A 22,866-nucleotide genomic window follows, 5' to 3' on the forward strand; every position below is an offset into this window, starting at 1 on the left:
ATATGTCTGATCTTATCCCAATACTTCAATACGGACCTTTTTATTATCATGCTTTGATGATTATTGCAATTATGATACTATTGCATGGGATGTCATTTGATGTTGCAGATAATAGGAGTGTTTTATTTTTTAATGTATTTGGATATTTTATTGCCATACTCCTAGTTTTATATATAGGTTTTCGTCCTATCGATGGGATCTTTGTTGATATGAAGATATATGCTCAGGCCTATGAAATGATGCAACAAGGAACCAATCTCAGTATAGACAATGACTATGCATTCAACTATTTTATGCTTTTCTGTTCAAAGATAATGTCGGTTGAGTTTTTCTTTTTTATTGTTGCTCTGATTTACATATTGCCCTGTTACTTTTTTTCGAAAATCTACTTCGGAAGATACTGGTTTTATTCATTTTTCATGCTGATAGGATCCTTTTCCTTTTGGGCATATGGTACAAATGGGATACGAAATGGTGTTGCAACATCAGTTTTCATATTGGCATTGTGTTTTTATAATAATAGAAAAATACTCATGTATTGCTTTTTTATATTAGCATTCATGATTCATAGCTCTCTTATTATTCCTGTAATGGCCTTTGTATTATCTGGGATATATAAAAATCCTAAGATGTATCTTTATATCTGGTTGGCAGCAATCCCACTGTCATTAGCTGGTAGCAAGATCTGGCAAGAAATATTTTTTAATCACTTAGGGTTTTCCGATAGAACTACAGGTTACATGGAAGGTCAAAAAGTTGAAGGATCATTTTCTTCAACGGGCTTTAGATGGGATTTTTTATTTTACAGTTCGTTTGGAATAATTAGTGGGTACTATTATATTTTCGTAAAGAAAATTTCGGATAGATTTTATAATCACTTGTATGGGATTTTTACCATAGCCAATGCATTTTGGGTATTGGTTATAACCGCTAATTATAGTAATCGTTTTGCTTATTTGTCTTGGTTTATGATGGCTCCGATTATCTCTTATCCTATGTTCAGATATAAAATTTGGAAAGATCAATATAAAACTTTTGGGATAATATTGATGTTGTATTACTTGTTCACCTATCTCATGTTTTTAAAAGGATAATTTTATAATGAATCATAAAGTAAGTATAATAATACCTTGTTATAATGTTGAAAAGTACATCTCACAGTGTATAGAGAGTATTATTAATCAGACTTATAAAAATTTAGAAATCATTTGTATAAATGACGGATCAAGTGATGAAACTCAATTGATTTTAGAAAAATATATAAAGTTAGATAGTAGAATAATATTAATTAATCAGTCTAATAAAGGACTTTCTGATAGCCGGAGTTCGGGCGTTGAAATTTCTTCTGGAGAATATATCTTGTTTGTAGATAGTGATGATTGGTTAGAAACCGATTGTATAGACTTTCTTATGAAGAAACAAATAGATTATGATATTATTTGTTTTTCTTATTTCAGAGACTTCAAGAATATCAGTCTTCCCAGAAAATTAGGAATCAACGGTGTTTTTTCTGCATCATATCTTCAGAGAAGAATTTTGGGGCCTGTTCAAGATGAGATCAAAAATATTGGAAATCTTGATGCATTAGTTACTGTTTGGGGAAAATTGTACAAATCCGACAAAATAAAAGGTAAAAAATTTGTTGACGTAACTAAAATAGGTACTTGGGAAGATGGACTTTTTAATTTTGAAATCTTAGAACAATGTGACAAAGTATTGATCATGGATGAACCTTTTTACCATTATCGAAAGGATAATATCCAATCCTTTACAAGTAAATCAAAAATAGGATTGTATAAAAAATGGCTCAATAAATTTGAAATCCTGTCGACTTTGATCATAGGAAAGAATAATGAGTTTCACACAGCATTAAAGAATAGAATAGCAATTTCCTTGCTGGGATTAACGTTAACAGAAGTCGGAAATGAACAATCAATTAATGAAAAATTTAAAAATTTAAAAATAATATTGTCAACTCCGCTATACAAAAATGCTATAAATCAACTCGAAATAAGCCTTCTGCCTCTTCATTGGAAACTTTTTTACGGATTCGCAAAAAGAGAATCAGTTCTTGGGGTTTATAGTCTAGCAAAAGGGATTCAGTTTATACAAAAAATTAAAAATTTATAAAATAATGAACATTAGTTTTATCATTCCCGTTTACAATGTGGAAAAGTATATAGGAAAAGCAATGATGTCCATTATCGACGATAACTGGGGAAAGTATAAATACGAAATTATAGTTGTTGATGACGAATCGCCTGATAATAGTATTACGGTGGTTAAAGAAATTAAAACTAGACATCCGGATTCAATAATAAAAATTATCTCTCAAAAAAATAAAGGTCTGGGAGGCGCAAGAAATACGGGATTGGAAAATGCTGAAGGTGACTATATTTTCTTTTTGGATTCTGATGATTATATTCTGAAGAATACATTTCGTAATTTATTAGAATTAGCCTATGAAAAACAACTGGATGTATTAGAATTTGGAGCCATCAGAGTTGATGAAGAATATAAACAAATAGACGAGATTTTTATTAACACAACAAATAATAATATATATACAGGAGAACATTATGTCAATATAATCAACTTTGCTAATTCTGCGTGTAACAAGATTTATAACAGAGAATTCCTGATTAGACAAAATATTTTATTTATTGAAAGGGTTTATATTGAAGACGCTCCTTTTAATGTTGAGGTTTTTGCAAAAGCTTCTAATGTTATGGCAATCGATCTTATTGCGGTAGCATATTTACAAAATGCTTCATCTATAACCAGAAATAAAAGAACCTCAGCCTATCTGCTCAAGTTTATCAAAGATTCTATTCTAGTGACAAACAGAATCAAAAATCTTGCAGCATTCTATATTGACAGCAATTCTGAAAATACCATTAAGAAAAAAGTAGCATTTTTTGTAACAGGTATTTTATGGATGATCTTAAAAGGAAACGGATTGGATAAATTACAGAAAAAAGAATTATTAACGCAGCTGAAAGAAAATGGGTTGTTTCCTTATTATCATAAAACAGGATCACTTCCACGTACTATAATGTTATTTATACTCAACTTGATTGGAAGTTTACGTATAATTTGATTTTATAATTTACAATACAAATAATTATAACATTTTATCTTTATAAGAAATAAATGATATGCCAAAGATTCTTCGAATATCTACTGTTCCGAGTTCTCTTAATATATTATTAAAAGGGCAATTAAAATTTTTAAATCGATATTTTGAAATTACTGCTGTTTCCGGAAGCGGTATTGATTTAAAGGAAGTGCAAAAACGAGAAGACGTAAATATCCATGTAATAGAGATGCAACGTCAAATATCACCATTTAAAGATCTTGTATCTCTTATAAAGCTATACACTTATTTCAGAAAGGTAAAACCAGAACTAATACATTCAATTACACCCAAAGCGGGACTTTTGTCAATGTTAGCAGGAAAGTTAGCGGGAGTTCCCGTACGTATACATACATTCACGGGACTTGTTTTTCCATATAAAACTGGAATAATGCAAAAACTGTTGATAATAATGGATAGGATTTTATGTTATTGCGCTACTGATATTTTTCCAGAAGGTAAGGGTGTTATGAATGATCTTATAAAATTTAATATTACAGATAAACCTTTGAAAATTATTGCTAATGGTAATGTTAATGGGATCGATCTTGATTTTTTTGATCCGGATGTAATATCTTATTCAGAAAAACAAACTTTAAAGACAGCTTTGTCTATAAAAGAAGATGATTTTGTTTTTCTGTTTGTAGGTCGTCTAGTAAGAGATAAAGGAATAAATGAATTAGTGAGGGCTTTTAACCAACTTAATTCAGAAGTTGATAATATCAAATTACTTTTGGTAGGCCCCTTTGAAGAAGAACTTGATCCGATTTTGACTGAAACAAAAAGAAGTATTGAAGAAAATTCAAATATAATTTCTGTGGGATTTCAAAAAGATGTTCGACCTTATTTTGCAATTTCTGATATATTTGTTTTTCCTAGTTATAGAGAAGGATTTCCGAATGTGGTATTGCAATCATTAGCAATGAACGTTCCTGCTATTGTCACCGATATAAGTGGTAGTAATGAAATAATTAATAAACACATTAATGGGATGATTGTTGATGTTAAAAATGAACTACAATTACTAGAAGCGATGTGTGAGATTTATAAAAATCCGGCTTTTCTTGAAAAATTGATAAAAAATTCCCGTATAAGTGTGCAAAAATTTGGCAATAAACTTGTATGGGAAGAAATAAAAGAACTTTATATGAAAAAATTAAATAATTACTAACTTTGCTCAAAATTATGGTTATGGTAAAAAATATATTTTTTAGATATTTGGGATTACTTATTCTATTTTTTAGTAATGTCACAAATGCACAGATTGCGGAAGAATTTAATAAATGGACATTCAGGTATGAATATGGGAATTATAGTCAGACAACCACTGCCGGAGTCTGGAATATGACGAAAGCCGCTGTTTATCCAACTGCAGGTAATGGGATAACCTTGCCAGGATTTGTTGAACTAAGATTGCCATCCTCATCAACATCTACAGATTATGGATCGTTAACGACACCAAATATTGCTAAAGGAGGAGCAAAAAGTGTATATATTGTGGCTGCTGTCAGAGCTGCTAATGTAAACTATACAGAATTAACCAAATTTACTCTTCAAAAAAGCATCAATGAGGGAGCGTGGCAAGATGTACAACAATTAAGTATTACAACAACTCCAACATTTGTAGTTAATACATTTACTGTTAACATTAATGATTTTAGTGATAATATTAAGCTGAGAATTATTAATCAGTCGGGGAAGCCTCTGTTTATAGATAAATTTGTTTTAGGCCATTCTTTTGTATTGTCATCCAACAGTGAAAATGTATGTCCTAATACTCCTGTTATATTAACGGCCCAGAGTTCAGCTCCATTCAGTTATACCTGGACTAGCACAGAAGGTGGTAATCTTACCCAAACTGCAGGAGCATCAGTAACTGCAAACCCTTCACAAAATGCAACCTATACAGCTGTCGGAACTTATACTAATTCTTTTGGTACATTTACAGATACAAAAACAATCTCAGTTACTACAAAAACGGCACCGACAGCAACATTGACAGGTGGAGGAACCATTGATACTGAGCCTGGTTCTGTAAATCTCCAAGTTGCACTTACAGGAACAGCACCATGGTCAATAACTTATTCTGCAAATGGTATCAACCCTCAAACAGTTACAGGGATTACTAGTTCACCATATACATTAACAGTTTCTCCCGAAGTTAATAGTAATTTTACACTGACTTCTGTAGCAGACGATGTTTGCCCTAATGGTACTACCGTGGGAATAGCATCTGTATTGGTAAATAAAACTGTATGGAGAGAAAAAGACAATGTAATTAGCTGGTCAAATGGAATACCGAACGCTAATCAAAATACATATATATATGAACCTTATGTAACCAGTACTGATGGTTCTTTTATCGCTAAAAATCTTACGATATCCAATAATGGCTCATTAACTGTTAGTCCAAACACTGTAGTTACTGCAGATCAGTATATCAATAATAATACACCGGATAAGTTTGTTGTAGAAAGCAATGCTAATCTTATGCAAAGCTCCGAGCTTACCAATACGGGTAGTATTACGGTGAACAGGGTTGCCAATATGGCAAAGATGCATTATACTTTTTGGAGTTCGCCGGTTTCTAATCAGAATTTGTACTCATTCTCAGATGGAGGTCTTGTTGGGGGAACGCCTAAGAACAGATTTTATATCTATAATGAATCTAATGATTATTTTGTAATAACAGGACTTAATGATGCCTATACTTTTAGAATAGGTCAGGGATATGCTATCAGAGGAAAAGATAGTTATAATGCAGATTTTAATAGTCCGGCGCCTTACACATTTACTTTTACAGGCTTACCTAACAATGGAAACTTAGCTTATCAGAACCTAAAGTGGACCAATGCCGATCACGGATTTAACTTGGTGGGGAACCCTTATCCATCTAATCTGGATTTTGATGCGCTTTATGATGCAAATAGTTCATTGATATATGGAACAGCTTTCTTCTGGACAAATCAGCAATATATCCCGGGACAACAAGGGTCTGATTATGCAGGATCCAATTATGCTATCTACAACAGAAGTGGTGGAGTGCCATCAACATTTCAGGACGGAGTATCTTCACCAATCCCAACACAATATATAAAAGTTGGACAAGGATTCTTAGTTCAAAGTATGGCGGGATCAAATAATCAGCCGCTGCAATTCAATAACTCAATGAGAAGTTATAGTCCGTCAAGTATCTTCTTTAATAAGCAACAAGATCAGAAAGCTTCTAAAGACAGATTTTGGTTGAATCTGAAATCCCCTTCGAATATCAATAATACAATATTAGTTTCTTATGTTCCTGGAGCAACAGACGGATACGAAAGATTGTATGATGCGGATCTTATAGTTCTGGGTTCAGATGCTTTTTATTCTATTAATGGTTCCGCCAAGTTAGCGATACAAGGCAGAAGATATCCGTTGAATACTAATGACATTGTAACTCTTGGAACCAAATATTATGAAACAGGAGATTACACCATTACATTAGGAGAGAAAGAAGGATTATTCAATAGTGGACAGGCTGTTTATTTAAAAGATAAGAAACTGAACCAGATTGTTAATCTAACAGAACAAGGCTCATACAGGTTTGCAGCGAGCAAAGGAATTGATGAAACCAGATTTGAAATCATTTATCAGGATTTATCCTCCTTCGAAACTGCCGGCAAAAATGTTGGAACTGTTAGTGTAATCAAGGATGAATCAGAATTGATCGTTATTGATACCAAAGAGAATATTACTGCGGTAGATGTGTTCGATGCTTCAGGTAAGCTGATTGCTTCACTGTCAGGAAACAAATCGAAAGAAGTTAAATTAAGTACCGTAGGCTTTGTAAAAGGTGTTTATATCTTAAAGATAACCTCTGAAAAAGGTACTACAACCAAGAAGGTTATTCTATAATAACAATTTCAAATTATAAACTGAAGCCGATCTGAAAAGATTGGCTTTTTTATTTTAATGATGAAATGATTTTATTTTTAAATATTTTATTTCTTATTAAATTTTCAAAACCACATATTTCTGACTGTTTTACAAAGGCTTTTTCCTGAATGGCATAGCGTTTGTAAAATGTTAAAAATATAATTTTAAACGAAAAATTTAAACATATGAAAAAAATATTTTTTGGAGCAATTGTAGCCATAGGAGGATTATTCTCGACTGCAAATGCTCAGATACAAGAAGGTAATTGGATGGTTGGAAGTAGCTTAATTTCAAGTAACTTCGGTCTTAATACAGGAGGTGGTTATAACATTGCTTTACAACCAAAAGCGGCATATTTTATAAAAGATAATGTTGCATTAGGTGGTTATGTTAATTTAGGATTTAGTAAGACAACAAGTGGTTCACCATCAAGATTTGATTATGGGGTAGGTGCTTTGGGACGTTATTTTATATCTCCGGGTGAGGCAGGTGTTGATAATCTTCTTAACCATGGACGTTGGTTTTTTGAGGGTAATGTAGGTGTCGGTGGCGCATCTGTAGAAAATGGCAATTCTACTACCGGATTGGATTTTGGGGTTGGTCCTGGTTATTCTTATTTTATTACTCCAAATATAGGTGTAGAAGGTCTTGTGAAGTATGTAGGACAAGCAGGCTTTGGAAACGAAGGACTTAATTCAGCAATTACTTTCAATGTAGGATTTAGTATTTATTTGCCTACTTCTCATGCTAAGAGAATTGCTAATGAAATGAAATAATAACTATATTTGATAGATAAATATAACCGGCTTTAGGTCGGTTTTTTTATTAAAAGAAACGATTATGGAATATTTACATACAGTTTATGCAGTATTGCAAAGATGGTATATTAGTTTTGCTGAATTAACGCCAAGATTGGTTGTTGGGATTTTAGTATTTTTATTTTTCCTTACTACAAGTACATATCTCAGTCGCTGGTCTGTAAAATTATTTCACAACCTTTTTCCAAAAACCAAAAATGATTCTGTAGTTACACTGATTACGGTGTTCAAATTCTTAATCATTCTCATGGGGACCTTTATAGCTTTGGAGATTATGGGATTCAGTGGGTTTTTTCTCAAGTTCTTAGGAAGTTTGGGTGTTGCTGGGGTAATTGCCGGGGTTGCATTGAAGGATTTGGTATCAAGTATGTTTTCCGGAATGCTGGTTGGTATTGATAAATCGTTTAAAATTGGTGACTATGTGACAATTGGAGGGAATTCTGGAACAGTTCAGGATATTGGATTATTGACCACAAAACTGATTACTGACGATGGTAAAAAAGTTTATATACCCAATCAGGTTATTTTTAATGCGCCATTCTTTAACATTACGGCTTCTCCTCAGCGAAGAATCATCATGGATTTTGAGATCCCTATTGGTGAAGATATTACCAAGGCCAAGCAGGCTGTTCTTGATGAGATAAAATCTTTGGAGCATGTAGACAAAACCGATTCAGTTAATGTTATTTTCACATCTGCAAAGCAGGGAATGTTTACAATGCAGGTTAATTTTTGGCTGGAAATAGGTGCCGACTTTGGACAGCTGAAGAGCCAGGCAATTATGAAAATCAATGAAAGACTTGCAGAAGAAGGTATTAGTCTTGTAACCCCAACAAGCATAAATATTACTAATACTGAGAATCTTTCTGAAAATAAAACAACGCAACAATAATAAAAAAGCCGATCCATTGGATCGGCTTTTTTATTTTAAAATCTTAGTCTTAAGCTAAAACTTCTTTTACTTTATTTGCCGCTTCTTCAAGAGTGATTGCGGAATGGATCGGTAATCCGGCTTCATCAATTAATTGTTTAGCTTCAACAGCATTAGTTCCCTGTAATCTAACGATCAACGGAACAGGAAGACTTCCCATAGCATTGTAAGCGTCAACAACACCCTGAGCAACTCTGTCACATCTTACGATTCCGCCGAAGATGTTGATTAGGATAGCTTTTACGTTCGGATCTCTAAGGATGATTCCGAAAGCAGTCTGAACTCTTTGTGCATCAGCAGTTCCACCAACATCCAGGAAGTTAGCAGGATTTCCACCGGATAATTTGATGATATCCATCGTTGCCATTGCAAGACCAGCCCCATTTACCATACAAGCAACATTCCCGTCTAACTTCACGAAGTTAAGACCGGCTTCACCAGCTTCAACATCCAATGGATCCTCTTCTCTTGTATCTCTTAGGGCAGCAAGATCTTTATGACGGAACAACGAGTTGTCATCCAGAGTTACTTTTGCATCTACAGCAATGATTTTGTCATCAGAAGTTTTCAAAACAGGATTGATCTCAAAAAGAGAAGCATCAATTCCTATATACGCATTATATAATGACGTGATGAATTTTGTAAATTCCTTAAAAGCATTACCCGAAAGACCTAGATTGAAAGCGATTTTTCTAGCCTGGAAAGGCTGAAGACCATAAGCTGCATCAATCACTTCTTTGTGGATCAGGTGCGGAGTTACTTCAGCAACATGCTCGATATCCATACCACCTTCGGTCGAATATACTACTGTATTTTTTCCAAGAGCTCTGTCCAGAAGAATAGAAACATAAAATTCTTTAGTTTCAGATTCTCCAGGATAATATACATCTTCAGCTATCAAAACAGAGTTTACTTTTTTACCTTCAGCAGAAGTTTGTGGAGTTACCAACTGCATTCCGATAATGTTGCCGGCATTTTCTTTAAGTTTGTCCATATTCGGAGAGAACTTAACACCGCCACCTTTACCACGTCCGCCAGCGTGGATCTGAGCTTTTACAACCCAACCTTGTGCACCGGTTTCAGCAGTTAGTTTTTCAGCAGCAGCAACTGCCTCATCTACGTTGTTTGCAACAAAACCACGTTGGATATTAACCCCGTATTTTGCTAAAATCTCTTTTGATTGATACTCGTGAAGATTCATAATATGTTTTGATTAATTTTTAAATTTTATAAGATTGACAAATTTAAGAAAAAGTGACGAATTACATTATATAATTGTCTGATTGAAATCAGTTTTCAAAATAATCTGAGTGTGACACTTGTCAGTAGTTTTTATAGCCGGTAAAGTCGCTATCATTATTATGATTTGGAGAGTTTATTCCGGATCTTACAATCATTATTCATATGGTTGCTGCCTCGTCAGTATGTTTTGCCAACTTCCTTACAAATATCCAGATATTCTTTCGGCATTTCTGATGAGAAATAATTGGTTTCAAAATACTCGTCGGAATGTGGAATATAGATACTGTACTTTTTACTGAATGGAAATATCGGGATGAAAAACAACTCAAAATAATTTTTATAAACCGATACGATTGCGTTCATCATAAAACCACTTTTCAGGACTTTACGCTGTTGTTGCCCTACCAATTTGGTTTTGATTCCAAAAATGAAAAACATGTATTTCAGATTAAAACTTTGTCTTCGCAAAATAAAAAATCAACATTCCCCAGCTTAGAATCATTAATAATCCTCCAAGCGGAGTGATCGGTCCTAAAAACTTGAGGTTGGCTCCCAAATAATCCTGCATGCTTAATCCATAGATACTGAAAGAAAACAGCATCGTCCCGAAAATCATCAGCCAGGAAATCCAGTTTTCTGTTTTGGTCTCAAACTTTAAAATGTAGCCTACAATTAATAGGAAAAATGCAGCATACATTTGATATCTTACCCCTGTTTCAAAACTTTCCAGTCTTTCCACAGACAATATTTTCTTTAAAGCGTGCGCTCCGAAAGCGCCCAAAATTACAGAAAGCGTTCCGTAAGCAGCACCAAAGATCAACGTAATTGTTTTCATTTATAATTTAAAATCTTGAATATTAATGATATTGCTCCAATAGCAATGAAAATCCACGCGAATTTTTTATTTTGAGCAAAGCCCGGATTTTTCGTCAGTTTCAGAAAAATTCCGAAAACCAGCATAAAAGCCGCCACAATAATTCCGAACATTACTGACCTCTCATTCTGTTAAACTCATTGATCACTTCATGATGACTCACCGTTTTATCTTTGAAATACGTCACAAAATGCTGCTTTTCTTCTTCTGTCGCGCCTAACTGGTTTAAGATATTCAATAAGTGCATTTTCATATGACCTTTCTGAATTCCGGTGGTGATTAAAGAACGCAGTGCTCCAAAATTCTGAGCCAACCCTGAAACCGCTAAAATACTCATCAATTCCTGCGCAGAAGGTTTTCCAAGCAATGCTAAAGAGAATTTAACCAACGGATGAAGATTCGTTAAACCACCTACAACACCAACAGAAATCGGAAGATCAATCCAGAATCTGAAAATTCCATTGTCGATTGTACAATGTGTTAAAGAAGAATATTTTCCGTTTCTTGCCGCATAAGCGTGCGCACAAGCTTCTGTTGCTCTAAAATCGTTCCCTGTAGCAATTACAACAGCATCTACTCCGTTCATAATTCCTTTATTGTGAGTGGTAGCACGGAAAGGCTCAATCTCAGCAATGGTTACTGCCTGCTTGAATTTCCAGGCAAACTCTTCATTGGGAATTCCGCTGTCATCTTTTAAATCTTCTATCTTGCAAGAAACCTCAGCTCTTACGATACAATCCGGTGTAAAGTTCGAAAGGATATTCATCACAATCTGTAAAGAATTCTTCTCTTCCTGTGAAAAATCTTCACTAATCGCAACTTCCTGTTTCAATGTTTTCCCGAACTGTTCCAGACAGGAATTAATGAAATTAGCGCCCATCGAATCTACCGTATCAAAACTTGCTTTCAACTGATAATAATTCGGCATTTCGGAAGTTTTGTCGACTAATTTTATATCTAAGATTCCGCCACCCCGATTTCTCATATTCGCAGTAATGTCGTTGGTAGCCTCAATTAGTTTCTTCTTTAAATTAAAGTTGAAAAAATGAAGCAGTTTATGAGGCTCAACATTAAAAATAAAGTGGGTATGACCTAATTTTTCGTTGTTAATGATCGTTGTTTTAAAACCACCTTTATCGATCCAGAATTTTGCTGCTTTGGAAGCCGCTGCAACAACCGAACTTTCTTCAACAGCCATTGGAAGAGCGAATAACTTTCCGTCAATTAAAAAGTTCGGAGCAATTCCGTAAGGCATGTAGAAATTGGAAATGGTATTTTCAGAAAATTCATCGTGAAGTTTCTGCAAATCAGCATTTTCGTTCCAATATTGATTTAATATATTTTGATATTCTTCGTTTCCTTCAAGATACTCATTTACGAGCCAGTCTATTTTTCCCTGCTTGGTTAATTTAGAAAAACCTTCTATCGGTTTATGATTCATAGCATACATTTATTGTCCGTAAATATACTAATTTTGCTTTGGAAATATGTGGATAAGTTTGCTTTAAAAGTTCTGATTTTTCTCAATTTCTGACTTAATTTTGCTAATAACAAACAATGTATCAAACATAAAATAATATGAATTTCGACCGCATCAAAGAAAAGCTCGAAATACTTGCAGATGCTGCCAAGTATGATGTCTCGTGTTCTTCCAGTGGTGGAAAAAGAAAAAATAATGGTGGTTTGGGTGACAGCTCAGCAAGCGGAATTTGTCATACTTATACGGAAGACGGACGATGTGTCTCACTTCTCAAAATTCTTCTGACCAATTATTGCATTTACGATTGCATCTATTGCGTTTCCAGAAAGTCGAATGACATCAAACGTGCTGCTTTTACAGTTGAGGAAGTGGTTGATTTGACCATCAGTTTTTATCGTAGGAATTATATTGAAGGCTTATTTCTGAGTTCCGGAATTTTCAAAGATGCGGACACGACAATGGAACGCCTGATTCGGGTGGCAAAAAAGCTGAGAACCGAACATAATTTCAACGGCTATATTCATTTGAAATCAATTCCCGGAGCGAGTGACGATTTGATGAATGAAGCCGCACTTTACGCTGATAGACTTTCCGTAAACTTAGAAATTCCAACTGAATCAGGATTGAAATTATTGGCTCCTGATAAAAATCGCGAAGATATGCTTCAGCCGATGCGGATTGTTCAGAAAGGAATTCAACAATATAAAGATGAGAAGAAGATCATCAGAAGCACCCCGAAATTTGCTCCAGCCGGGCAATCAACTCAAATGATTGTGGGCGCAACCAACGAAAATGACTTACAAATCATCAAAGTGGCTGATCATTTTTATAAAAACTACGGAATGAAACGGGTTTATTACTCAGGTTATATTCCTGTAACTGTCGACAATCGCTTACCTGCTATTACGGCCGAAGTTCCTGTTTTGAGAGAAAACCGTTTGTATCAATCAGATTGGCTGATGCGATTTTATGGCTTCAAAGCGGATGAAATTTTAGATTTCAATATGCCTTTTTTAGATTTAGAAGTTGACCCAAAATTAAGTTGGGCGTTGCGGCATCTCGACCAATTTCCTGTTAATCTTCAAACCGCTGATTATAAAATGATTCTAAGGATTCCGGGAATTGGAGTAAAAACAGCACAGAAAATTTTAAGCGCAAGACAATTTCAGGTTTTGACAATTGACCACCTTAAAAAACTCGGAGCAGCGGTCAACCGTGCTAAATATTTTATTGATTTTACATATGGAAATCCGTTTCTGAAACACTTAACTGATTTGAATTTGAGAAAATTAATTCTCAGTGGCAGTCAGTCAAAATTTCAGAATCAGTTTTCTCAGCAGTTGACTCTGTTTTAATTTTCCAAATAATCAACTGCAAACTTTACCCAATCTTCAACGCTTTCATCAAGATAAACATCAGGCTGAACTCCAATATTGTCAATAGGATAATTGGGTAACCTGAACGAACGATAAGTCGGCATCAGAAGTTTGTAATTATTGCAACCATAATCAAAAAACATTGCGTTCGCATAATCCAAGACTCCTGAAGAGGGAATGCCCAAAAGTTTAACTTTTTTACTTTGTTTCGCATTTAAAAGAAAATTTTCGGCCGCACTTCCTGTATGATTATTAGCTAAAACGACAATCTGAGCAGGACTTTTAACAGCAGGAGAAATCGAACTTATATTGACTTTGCTTTGATTATGATTTACATATTTTCCAAGATTCGCTTTTAGGATTTCGATTCTCTTTTCCAAGTCAATGATTTCACTTTTGTTTTTTATGGAATCCTTTTTCAGACCTTGCATATAATTTTCTGTAGTGCTAATCAATGTCGGAGAAGCCAGATATTCTACACCTACATTTCGGATAGGATTGGTTACAAGATAAGGCAGGATTTTCTGATAAGCATTATCTGTTCCGCCACCATTATCTCTCACATCGATGATTAAAAATTCCGAATTTTCCAATAAAGTTTTATTCTTTTCAATCATTTTTTCAATCGTATTTACAAACATATAACTGAAATACTGCATTTTGATGATTGTGGTTTTGGGAGTCAGTTTTTTGATGTAAAAACCATTGATTTCGTTAATCCTATCTTCAATCTCTTCTTCATTTAGAATAGATTGAGGAAAGCTTTTTGTAAATGCAGACCTGATATCGTCGAAATACAAAAGACTATTGTCTATCATTTTGTAAGTCCCTTTTTGCGAGGAATGGTCTTGCATATAATATTCATAAGTTCCATCTACGAATAATCTGAATTTTACTTCATTTGGTTTCCAAAATTTTGGGTCTGCTTTTATGATGAAGCCAACAAATTCTTTTTCATTTAGTCTTTTGATTCCAATCTCATAACTGTCATCTTTCCAAATTCCTTCGAAGCTGTTTTTCTGATTTTGAACCTTGTTTCTGAATTTTTCAAGATTAATATTAAGAGCTTTCGATATGTTTTTTGAGGAAATATGATTAGCAATTTGTGGTGCTGAATTTCCATTTGGAAGAACCCAAATATGCCTGTCCTTGAAGAATCCTGTATAGTTTTTCAGTACTTCCAGACAATTATCGTCAGATTTAGATTCAGCGGAAGCTTTTAGTGCATTTTCTTTTACATTATTGTATAATAAATTGTCTTTGGTTTTGACATCAAAGCCGGGATATTCAGTCTCAATTTTTGAAATTATTTTTTGCAAAGTCTCAGTACAGTTGCATTTATTTTGTGCATTAGCGAAACCGAAAAATAAAGAAAGTGTGAAAAATAAAAAGACTTTGGTTTTCATTGATAAAATTTTCAGCAAAAGAAATCATTTCTGAGTTTCAAAAATTGTAAAAATCATTCAATTTTAATCTTTATTGTAAATCCAGGTCAAATCTTTTTGATTAACTGAGATTTTCTCCACTAATTTTTTTGGTGAAAAGCCTGAAAACATTTTGAAATCTTTGATGAAGTGCGCTTGGTCATAAAACAGATTCTGATAAGCAACCGTCGTCAAAGAATTTTTGGATTGAGAAAGGTCATTCAACACATTTCGAAATCGTAATGTTTTAAGGTAAGATTTTGGATTTTGTCCCAGATTATTTTTGAAAAGTCGGAACAATGTTGCTTCACTGATTTTAAGACTTTTGGATAGTTCATTGATACTAATCGAATTATTTTGATTAATGAGCATCAAGGCTTCTTTCATTGTATCTGAAACAGAATCATTTAATTTTTTAAGAAGCAGAATTTCCAGTTCATTGGCTCGTTTAGAAAAATCATCTATCTCGAATATTTTTTCTAGAATATTTTTATCCGAAGAGAATATTTCATCAAAAACAGAATCGGAAAACATCAGTTCGTCGTAAGATTCTTTGGTAAACGCTCTTAACGCAGAAGGCTGAAAAATAATACAAATCTGACTAAGCAAAGAATCAATATTGACCTGAAAAGGCTTTTTATGAAAACCATAAAATCGACTTGTAAAAGCTCTTCCAACGTTCACTTCGCACAAATTATTTTGATTGTCATAAGAAATTTTATTTTCCTTATAAATGGCGAGACAAAGATTGCTGTTGGGAAAAGTGGTGTACGTTAAAAAATCGTGATTGGTCTTTTCGAAGAACAGAAAATACTGAACATAGTTTTTCAGAATCTCATTTTTTGGCTTTATGATTACTGAATTCATTATATGATTTTCTGTTTTAAATATATTCTGTCGTAAATTTGGAAAACTGTTCCAGAATGTAAATTTAATAAACTTTAGCTTCTGATAAAGCTTTGGAAAGACTTTTGACAGATTATAACTACCAAAATCAATAACTAAATGAGAACAAAAAAAGCTTTACGTTACGACGAACAAAAAACAAAGGAAATTGATAGTGCAATCTCAAAATTCTCACAACCATTGATGTCTAACTCAAAATGGATTAAGTTGATTGAGCAGATTGTTGATAATGCCGATGAAATCAAAAAGATTCTCTTCAAAAAAGTTCAGAATGATAAGATTGGAGAATTGTATCTAGATAATGGAAGTATTTTTGAATTTGATTATTGGCAAACAGGCTTTGAAGGAAACAATTCATTTAATGATTGGCTCGAATATCGAGAAATAGAATATCTCATTTTTCCTAAAGTTATTGATTCGCAGACAAATCAAGATTTAGACAGAATTTTTACATTAATAAAAGAAGTCGGCGAGTTTTATTTAGAACTTGATGAGAATGAATTGAAACTTGTTTGTTATAAAATTTAAAATAAATCTAGATTCCTCCGGAATGACAAATATTACCTTGAATTTGTAACTCTCAAATTCTCAAACTCTCCAACTCAAAAATGACAACACTTCTCTACGACGGAACTTTCGACGGACTTTTCACTGCGATATTCGAAGTGTTTGAATATCGTTATCAGGATGCGGAAATCAGAAACAGAGAAAATTTCCAGCAGGAAAATATGTTTGCGGAGATTCACGAAGTTGTTACCCAACAGGAAAAATCGGAAAGAGTTCTCAATAAATTAGAAAAAAACATTGGAAAGTCTGGAATTAATGATTTGCTTAGAGTTTATCTTTCCGAAGATTTAGAATTAGAACAATTGATTTTTTCTGCCGTAAAACAATCCATCAAACATCCAAACGAAAACATTCTTCAAAATTTTGCCAACGATGATATTCTGAAAATTGCTAAAATCTGCAAATCCGTCAGTCGGGAAAGACACAGGATGACCGCTTTTATAAGGTTCGAAAAAATGCAGGATGATATTTATTTTGCGAAGATTGACCCGGATTTTAATGTATTGCCATTGATTCGGAAACATTTCAAAGACCGATATGCCGACCAAAAATGGATGATTTATGACCTGCGAAGACATTACGGATTGTTCTACGATTTGGAAAACTGCGACTTTTTTTATCCCGATGAAAAATTAGATTTAAACCAGTATCAGGAAAAATTCCACGACGAAGAAAAAAAATACCAGAAGCTCTGGCAAAGCTATTTTACGAAAACCAATATTAAAGAAAGGAAAAATACAAAGCTTCACATTCAGCATGTTCCGAAGCGCTACTGGAAATATCTGACCGAGAAATGGTGAATCGGAGACGTCGCCCGCAGCAGGGATAGTAGCGGATATCCTTTTTTGGACACGGAGCGAAGCGGAGTGTCCGAAAAAGATAGGAGTGGATAGCCCGGCCGGCAGATTTTGCGTCGGCATAAGCATTGGGAAATCTGACGGGCTGCCCAAAATTTTTATCACAATTCAAATTCTTAACTTACATCAATGTGAGGGAAACCTGGTCGGCCTAAATTTGCATCATAATTAACAACAAAATATTAAAAATTATGGCAACTAAATGGTTATTAGACCCAACACATAGCGAGATCACTTTCAAAGTAAAACACTTGATGATTTCTAACGTAAAAGGTGAATTCACGACTTTCAACGCAGAAATCGATGCAGAAGACGATACATTTGCGAACGCAAAAGTTTCAGCTTTCATTGATACAGATTCTATCTTCACTAATAACGCGGACAGAGATACGCATTTGAAATCTGCTGATTTCTTCAATGCAGAAGCTAACCCGAAAATCACTTTTGAAGCTTCAACTCTTAACGGTGATGTTACAGGAAACCTCACTATTAACGGCGTTACGAAACCAGTGACTTTGGACGTAGATTTCGGAGGAATCAACTCTGACCCTTGGGGAAACACGAAAGCAGGATTCTCTTTCGAAGGAAAAATCAAAAGAAGTGACTTCGGTTTAACTTGGAACGCGGCTTTGGAAACAGGCGGAGTAATGGTGAGCGAAGAAGTTAAAATTGCAGGCGAATTGCAGTTTGTAAAACAATAAAAGAATACAATAGTATTTATAGTTTGAGTTTTTTAAAGTATAAACAGAGTTCGCTTTGTTTATACTTTTTTTGATTTTGAGAATAATTATTAGGGCAGCTTTATCCGTCCTCCGTTCCCGCTTTTTTCTTTTTTGATAAAAAAGAAAAAGAGCTCCACTCAGGCCGGGCTGCAGATTCAATATAAAAACAACATTTGCCAAAAAAATCGGAGATTTAAAAACTTAATTGTCCTTATGTGACTTTTGTGGTTTAAAACAATCAACCTAAGTGTGAAAAGAACAGCTCAATCAGCCAAATCTGCGAGAAAATAAAATACTTTTTACATTAATACATTTTACTTTTTACAAAAAAATATGAACCTCAACGACCTTTCAAAAATATCTGACAACTTCCGAACCACAGAAAAAATGCCGGTTCTGTTTTTAGGACACGGTTCTCCGATGAACGCTATCGAAGAGAATATTTTTGTTCAGGGATTCAGGAATATCAGTAAAGAAATCCCGAAACCCAATGCAATCATTTGTATTTCTGCGCATTGGTTTACGAACGGAACTTTCGTCACGGCGATGGATATGCCGAAAACGATTCACGATTTTTACGGTTTCCCAAAAGAACTGTTCGACGTACAGTACCCGGCAAAAGGAAGTCCCGAATTGGCTAAAGAAACTACGGAACTACTCGCTCCGGTTTTGGTGGAAGAAGACCATAATTGGGGATTAGACCACGGTGCCTGGTCGGTTCTCAGACATCTTTATCCTGATGCGGATATTCCTGTTATCCAGTTGAGTATAGATTACACAAAACCGCCTCAATATCATTTTGATTTGGCAAAAAAATTATCCAGACTTCGTGAGAAAGGAATCCTGATTATCGGAAGCGGAAACATTGTCCATAATCTTCGTTTGATTGATTGGAAAAATATCGATACTATTGGAGCAGGCTGGGATTGGGCGATAGAAGCCAGGGAAAAGACCAACAATTGGCTCTTGGACGGGGATTTTCAGAAACTCATTGATTATCAAAAACAAGGTTCGTTTTTGCAATATGCTGTTCCGACACCAGACCATTTTCTGCCAATGATTTATAATCTCGGACTGAAAGAAAAATCAGAAGAACTATCATTATTCAATGACTCGCTAATTGGTGGCTCATTGAGTATGACATCTATAAGAATTGGTTAATTCCAACTCATTTGTGTTTTTAGAAAGGTTTTGCCGAGAGGCAAAATCTTTTTTTATTCCTAAATTAGAAGTCAAATTCAATAACTGTGAAAAAGCTTTTCTTTCTCTTTTTATTTTTCGGATTTTCAATCGTTTATTCTCAAACTATTTTCGGTAAAATTCAAACTGAAAATGGAAGTGTAATTTCTAACGTTAATGTTTATCTCGACGGAACCAAACTCTCGACTGTTTCTACCAATGACGGAAGTTTTCAATTAGATGCCCAAGGACAGAAAAGCGGAAATCTGATTTTTCAGAAAGATAATTATGAAACGAGCATTTTTCCGTTGAATCAAGCTATTGGAAAATCGGTCAAAGTGATTATCAATCCTGTTAAAGAGATAGAAGAAGTCGTAATTATTCCTTACACAGAAAAGGCTTACAAAGATTTTATCAATTACTTTCTGGATAAATTTATTGGATTTGATAGAGAAGGAGTTACCATCAAAAATCAAAGAACGCTTAAGTTTTCTTACGATAAGAAGAATCAGTTTCTAAGAGTCAAAGCACCGCAAACTTTAATTATTGAAAATAAAAATCTGGGTTATAACATTCAATATAATCTCATCAATTTTGAAGCGGACTTTAAAAACAAAACCAATAGTTATTTAGGAACTTCTTTTTTCAAAGAAACCAGCAATAAGAAAAATGTTATTCTCAACCGGATGAATGCTTACCAAGGTAGTTTGATGCATTTTTTCAGAAGTCTTTATAATAATGAATTAGAAAAGGAAGGTTTTATCGTCAACCACGCCAAACGAATCCCAAATCCAAAATATCCAACTGAAGCTGAATTACAAAAACTGGAAGATTATTTCAGTTTTGTAAGAACTCAAAAAGTGATGAATGTAAATCTATCGCCGGAGTTGGAAGGAATCTCACAGCGAAAAAATAAAAATTCTCCATTCGTCTTAGCAATTCTAAAGACGAAAATCAAAGAATCTGATTTCACGAAACGTAAAGATGGCAAACTTTTCCTTGATTTTGATGACTTACTGATGGTCAATTATCAGAAGTATTATTACGAAATCAAGAAAGGTGACTTCATCAAATCGGCCAATGCTGTTTCGCAATCGTCATTAATTCATCCCGAAGCTGCAGAATTTGAGATTTTTCCGGAAGGTATTTGTTCGGAACCGGATTTGCTGATTTTGGAAGAGAGTTTTTCCCAGCAGAATGTGTCTAAAATATTACCTTTGGATTATCAGTTCGGGAATTGATTGATAACGCAAAGGAACAAAAACTGAATCAATGTAATCTTTTTAAGTCGCAAAACATAATACGAAAATTAATTCTTGGCGACTTAAAGCAGAATGAGAAAAGATCCATTTTGCGCCTTTGCGATAAAATTTATAGTTCTTTCTCAAAACAAACACTATTGTCAACACCAATATACTGACCGTAATTCGGAATGATTTTGTAACCACATTTGTTGTAAAGTGCAACGGCTTCGATTTGTCTTTTTCCTGTTTCAAGAACTGTTTTTTTATAACCTAATTCTTTAGACCAAATTTCTAATTCCTTTAAAATAGCTGAAGCTAAACCTTTTCCACGTTTTTCGGGAAGCGTGAACATTCTTTTGATTTCCATAGATTTTGAATCCAATTCTTTGATAGCGCCACAAGCAACGGCTTCATCATTATCATAAATCACAATGCAATGTTTCAGTAAATCGATTTTGTTGTATTGATGATAGAAGTCGTGTTCATCACCATCCATAACGGCAAGATAAGCATCCAATTGTTTTACTAATTTTTGGAAATCTGGGTTTTCGGAAGTTGTTCTGAGGGTTTGCATTAGCAATGTTATTATATTAAGTAAAAATGCTTCGACTCTGCTCAGCACGACATCTTTATTACTAACATTTATTTTTAAAATTGTCAGTCTGAGCAGAGTCGAAGACTTTGTCTGCTGAGATTTAATTCACCACAAATTCCCTTTTTCTAATCAACTCTGCAATTTTCAAAATATCTTCGCCAATCAATCGGTCGTTTTCCAGTTTTGGGACAACGGAACGAATTAACTCATAATTTTTCTCAACAATTTTAGAACATTTTGCAGGTCGTCTGAATTCCAGACCTTGAGCAGCAAACATCAGCTCAATCGCTAAAATATTCTCAAGATTTCCTAAAATCTGATTGAATTTTCGACCGGAAATACTTCCCATAGAAACGTGGTCTTCCTGACCTAAACTTGTCGGTATAGAATCTGCAGAAGCCGGGAAACAAAGCGTTTTGTTCTCTGTAACCAATGCTGCGCTGGTATATTGCGGAATCATGAAACCAGAATTAAGACCAGAGCTTTCTACTAACAATTTCGGTAAGCCATATTTCCCTTCTAGTAAAAGATAGCTTCTTCTGTCAGAAATATTTCCTAATTCTGCGGCTGCCAACGAAGCATAATCCAAAGGCAAAGCCATCAATTGTCCGTGGAAATTACCGCCGGAAATTGATTCTTCTGCGCTTAAAACAATAGGATTGTCGGTTACAGAATTCAGTTCCGTTTCGGCCATTTGCTTCAGATGTTCAAAGGCATTTCTGCTGGCGCCGTGAACCTGCGGAACACAACGCATAGAATAAGGATCCTGGACTCTGTCACAGAATTCGTGAGACTTTAGATTGTCTGAATCTTTAAGGAAATTTCGCATTCTTTCTGCCACTTTTTGGCTTCCATCAAACGGACGAATCTCGTGCAATTCTTTCTTGAACGGACTTGATGAGCCACGATAAGCTTCAAGACTCATTGCGGCGGTCAAATCAGCTAAATCCAAAAGATATTCGAATTTTGCAAGACCTGTAATTGCATGAGCCAAAATAAACTGAGTTCCATTAATCAATCCCAAACCTTCTTTAGGTCCTAATTTTAACGGTTGAAGTTTATGTTTTTTCAAAACTTTAGCCGTTTCAACAGTTTTATCATTTTCCCAAACCTGCCCTAATCCCAAAAGCGGTAAAACTAAATGGGCCAACGGTGCCAAATCTCCGGATGCACCAACAGAACCTTGTTCAGGAACAACCGGAATAATGTCCAGTTCCAACATCAGAATCAATCGCTCGATAACGTCCAAAGAAACGCCCGAATAACCTTTCGACAAAGCGTGGACTTTGGAAATCATCATTATTTTGGAAATGTCTTTATGAATCGGTTTTCCGACGCCAACAGCATGCGAAATAATCAGGTTATGTTGAAGTTGAGCTGTTTCTTCTTCTGAAATTTTAACATCGCAAAGCGGTCCAAATCCTGTATTGATGCCATAAACCGTTCTGTCAGACTCCACAATTTTTCTGACATTCTGTTGCGATTTTATGATCTGGTCTTTTGATTTTTTATTGAGCTTGGCTTTGGAAGGATTTTTTAAAATCTCTAAAATATCCTGATATTTAAATTGGTCTATTCCGTAAATCATCACTGAAAA

At 34.5% G+C, this 22,866-nt stretch carries 22 protein-coding genes; 13 read left to right on the plus strand and 9 right to left on the minus strand.

What is annotated here, in order from left to right; all coding sequences use genetic code 11:
* Positions 1-2: 2 nt before the first annotated feature.
* The 5 genes from QOL71_RS15060 to QOL71_RS15080 are packed head-to-tail and all read left to right on the plus strand — an operon-like array spanning position 3 to position 7,033.
* On the plus strand, positions 3-1,094 hold the full coding sequence (locus QOL71_RS15060) for an EpsG family protein (protein WP_283417718.1): 1,092 nt from the start codon (positions 3-5) through the stop codon (positions 1,092-1,094).
* A 7-nt stretch (positions 1,095-1,101) separates the two neighbouring features.
* Positions 1,102-2,130, plus strand: a complete 1,029-nt coding sequence (locus QOL71_RS15065; RefSeq protein ID WP_283417719.1) for a glycosyltransferase family 2 protein — start codon at positions 1,102-1,104, stop codon at positions 2,128-2,130.
* A 4-nt stretch (positions 2,131-2,134) separates the two neighbouring features.
* Positions 2,135-3,100 carry a glycosyltransferase gene (locus tag QOL71_RS15070; protein ID WP_283417720.1) on the plus strand — a complete coding sequence of 322 codons (966 nt, stop codon included), beginning with the start codon at positions 2,135-2,137 and terminating at the stop codon, positions 3,098-3,100.
* 58 nt (positions 3,101-3,158) lie between these two features.
* Complete coding sequence (locus QOL71_RS15075; protein WP_283417721.1) at positions 3,159-4,307, plus strand: glycosyltransferase family 4 protein; 1,149 nt, start codon at positions 3,159-3,161, stop codon at positions 4,305-4,307.
* 20 nt (positions 4,308-4,327) lie between these two features.
* On the plus strand, positions 4,328-7,033 hold the full coding sequence (locus QOL71_RS15080; protein WP_283417722.1) for a T9SS type A sorting domain-containing protein: 2,706 nt from the start codon (positions 4,328-4,330) through the stop codon (positions 7,031-7,033).
* Positions 7,034-7,082: 49 nt separating this feature from the next.
* Here QOL71_RS15080 and QOL71_RS15085 read toward each other — a convergent pair whose 3' ends face one another.
* Entirely contained in the window at positions 7,083-7,274 is a 192-nt protein-coding gene (locus tag QOL71_RS15085; protein ID WP_283417723.1) for a hypothetical protein, read from the minus strand.
* 49 nt (positions 7,275-7,323) lie between these two features.
* On the opposite strand from QOL71_RS15085, the gene QOL71_RS15090 reads away from it, so the two are divergent.
* Together QOL71_RS15090 and QOL71_RS15095 are read left to right on the plus strand one after the other, a co-directional pair.
* Positions 7,324-7,830 carry a hypothetical protein gene (locus QOL71_RS15090; RefSeq protein ID WP_283417724.1) on the plus strand — a complete coding sequence of 169 codons (507 nt, stop codon included), beginning with the start codon at positions 7,324-7,326 and terminating at the stop codon, positions 7,828-7,830.
* A gap of 64 nt (positions 7,831-7,894) precedes the next feature.
* On the plus strand, positions 7,895-8,764 hold the full coding sequence (locus QOL71_RS15095; protein WP_283417725.1) for a mechanosensitive ion channel family protein: 870 nt from the start codon (positions 7,895-7,897) through the stop codon (positions 8,762-8,764).
* 49 nt (positions 8,765-8,813) lie between these two features.
* On the opposite strand, the gene sucC is transcribed toward QOL71_RS15095, so the two are convergent.
* The 4 genes from sucC to QOL71_RS15115 form a co-directional block, all read right to left on the minus strand.
* The gene (gene sucC, locus QOL71_RS15100; protein ID WP_283417726.1) at positions 8,814-10,004 is read right to left on the minus strand and encodes an ADP-forming succinate--CoA ligase subunit beta; all 1,191 of its coding nucleotides are present in this window, start codon (positions 10,002-10,004) and stop codon (positions 8,814-8,816) included.
* A 218-nt stretch (positions 10,005-10,222) separates the two neighbouring features.
* Entirely contained in the window at positions 10,223-10,483 is a 261-nt protein-coding gene (locus QOL71_RS15105) for a zinc ribbon domain-containing protein (RefSeq protein ID WP_283417727.1), read from the minus strand.
* A gap of 10 nt (positions 10,484-10,493) precedes the next feature.
* Complete coding sequence (locus QOL71_RS15110) at positions 10,494-10,880, minus strand: DUF423 domain-containing protein (protein ID WP_283417728.1); 387 nt, start codon at positions 10,878-10,880, stop codon at positions 10,494-10,496.
* A 151-nt stretch (positions 10,881-11,031) separates the two neighbouring features.
* Positions 11,032-12,360, minus strand: a complete 1,329-nt coding sequence (locus QOL71_RS15115; RefSeq protein ID WP_283417729.1) for a hydroxymethylglutaryl-CoA reductase, degradative — start codon at positions 12,358-12,360, stop codon at positions 11,032-11,034.
* A gap of 137 nt (positions 12,361-12,497) precedes the next feature.
* Here QOL71_RS15115 and QOL71_RS15120 point away from each other — a divergent pair, with 137 nt between their 5' ends.
* Positions 12,498-13,754 (plus strand): putative DNA modification/repair radical SAM protein, encoded by a 1,257-nt coding sequence (locus QOL71_RS15120; RefSeq protein ID WP_283417730.1) that lies wholly within the window; start codon positions 12,498-12,500, stop codon positions 13,752-13,754.
* On the opposite strand, the gene QOL71_RS15125 is transcribed toward QOL71_RS15120, so the two are convergent.
* Positions 13,751-15,181 carry a S41 family peptidase gene (locus tag QOL71_RS15125; RefSeq protein ID WP_283417731.1) on the minus strand — a complete coding sequence of 477 codons (1,431 nt, stop codon included), beginning with the start codon at positions 15,179-15,181 and terminating at the stop codon, positions 13,751-13,753. The genes QOL71_RS15120 and QOL71_RS15125 overlap by 4 nt on opposite strands.
* Before the next feature lie 63 nt (positions 15,182-15,244).
* Positions 15,245-16,066, minus strand: coding sequence for a helix-turn-helix domain-containing protein (locus tag QOL71_RS15130; RefSeq protein ID WP_283417732.1), 822 nt, complete (start codon positions 16,064-16,066; stop codon positions 15,245-15,247).
* A gap of 138 nt (positions 16,067-16,204) precedes the next feature.
* Here QOL71_RS15130 and QOL71_RS15135 point away from each other — a divergent pair, with 138 nt between their 5' ends.
* The 5 genes from QOL71_RS15135 to QOL71_RS15155 all read left to right on the plus strand — a co-directional run bounded on the left by QOL71_RS15135 (position 16,205) and on the right by QOL71_RS15155 (position 20,671).
* A complete protein-coding gene (locus QOL71_RS15135; protein ID WP_248874528.1) occupies positions 16,205-16,633 on the plus strand; it encodes a hypothetical protein in 429 nt (142 codons plus the stop codon).
* Positions 16,634-16,713: 80 nt separating this feature from the next.
* Positions 16,714-17,472: a TIGR03915 family putative DNA repair protein gene (locus tag QOL71_RS15140; protein ID WP_283417733.1), complete on the plus strand. Its 759-nt coding sequence runs from the start codon at positions 16,714-16,716 to the stop codon at positions 17,470-17,472.
* 248 nt (positions 17,473-17,720) lie between these two features.
* On the plus strand, positions 17,721-18,230 hold the full coding sequence (locus tag QOL71_RS15145) for a YceI family protein (RefSeq protein WP_283417734.1): 510 nt from the start codon (positions 17,721-17,723) through the stop codon (positions 18,228-18,230).
* A gap of 354 nt (positions 18,231-18,584) precedes the next feature.
* Positions 18,585-19,412, plus strand: a complete 828-nt coding sequence (ygiD, locus tag QOL71_RS15150) for a 4,5-DOPA-extradiol-dioxygenase (protein WP_283417735.1) — start codon at positions 18,585-18,587, stop codon at positions 19,410-19,412.
* A gap of 86 nt (positions 19,413-19,498) precedes the next feature.
* Positions 19,499-20,671 (plus strand): peptidase associated/transthyretin-like domain-containing protein, encoded by a 1,173-nt coding sequence (locus tag QOL71_RS15155; protein ID WP_283417736.1) that lies wholly within the window; start codon positions 19,499-19,501, stop codon positions 20,669-20,671.
* A 130-nt stretch (positions 20,672-20,801) separates the two neighbouring features.
* Here QOL71_RS15155 and QOL71_RS15160 read toward each other — a convergent pair whose 3' ends face one another.
* Positions 20,802-21,248 (minus strand): GNAT family N-acetyltransferase, encoded by a 447-nt coding sequence (locus QOL71_RS15160; protein ID WP_283417737.1) that lies wholly within the window; start codon positions 21,246-21,248, stop codon positions 20,802-20,804.
* Between the two features lie 121 nt (positions 21,249-21,369).
* Entirely contained in the window at positions 21,370-22,857 is a 1,488-nt protein-coding gene (gene hutH / locus QOL71_RS15165) for a histidine ammonia-lyase (RefSeq protein WP_283417738.1), read from the minus strand.
* Positions 22,858-22,866 lie beyond the last annotated feature (9 nt).

The sequence above is a fragment of the Epilithonimonas pallida genome (assembly GCF_900182975.1).
Classification (GTDB): domain Bacteria; phylum Bacteroidota; class Bacteroidia; order Flavobacteriales; family Weeksellaceae; genus Epilithonimonas; species Epilithonimonas pallida.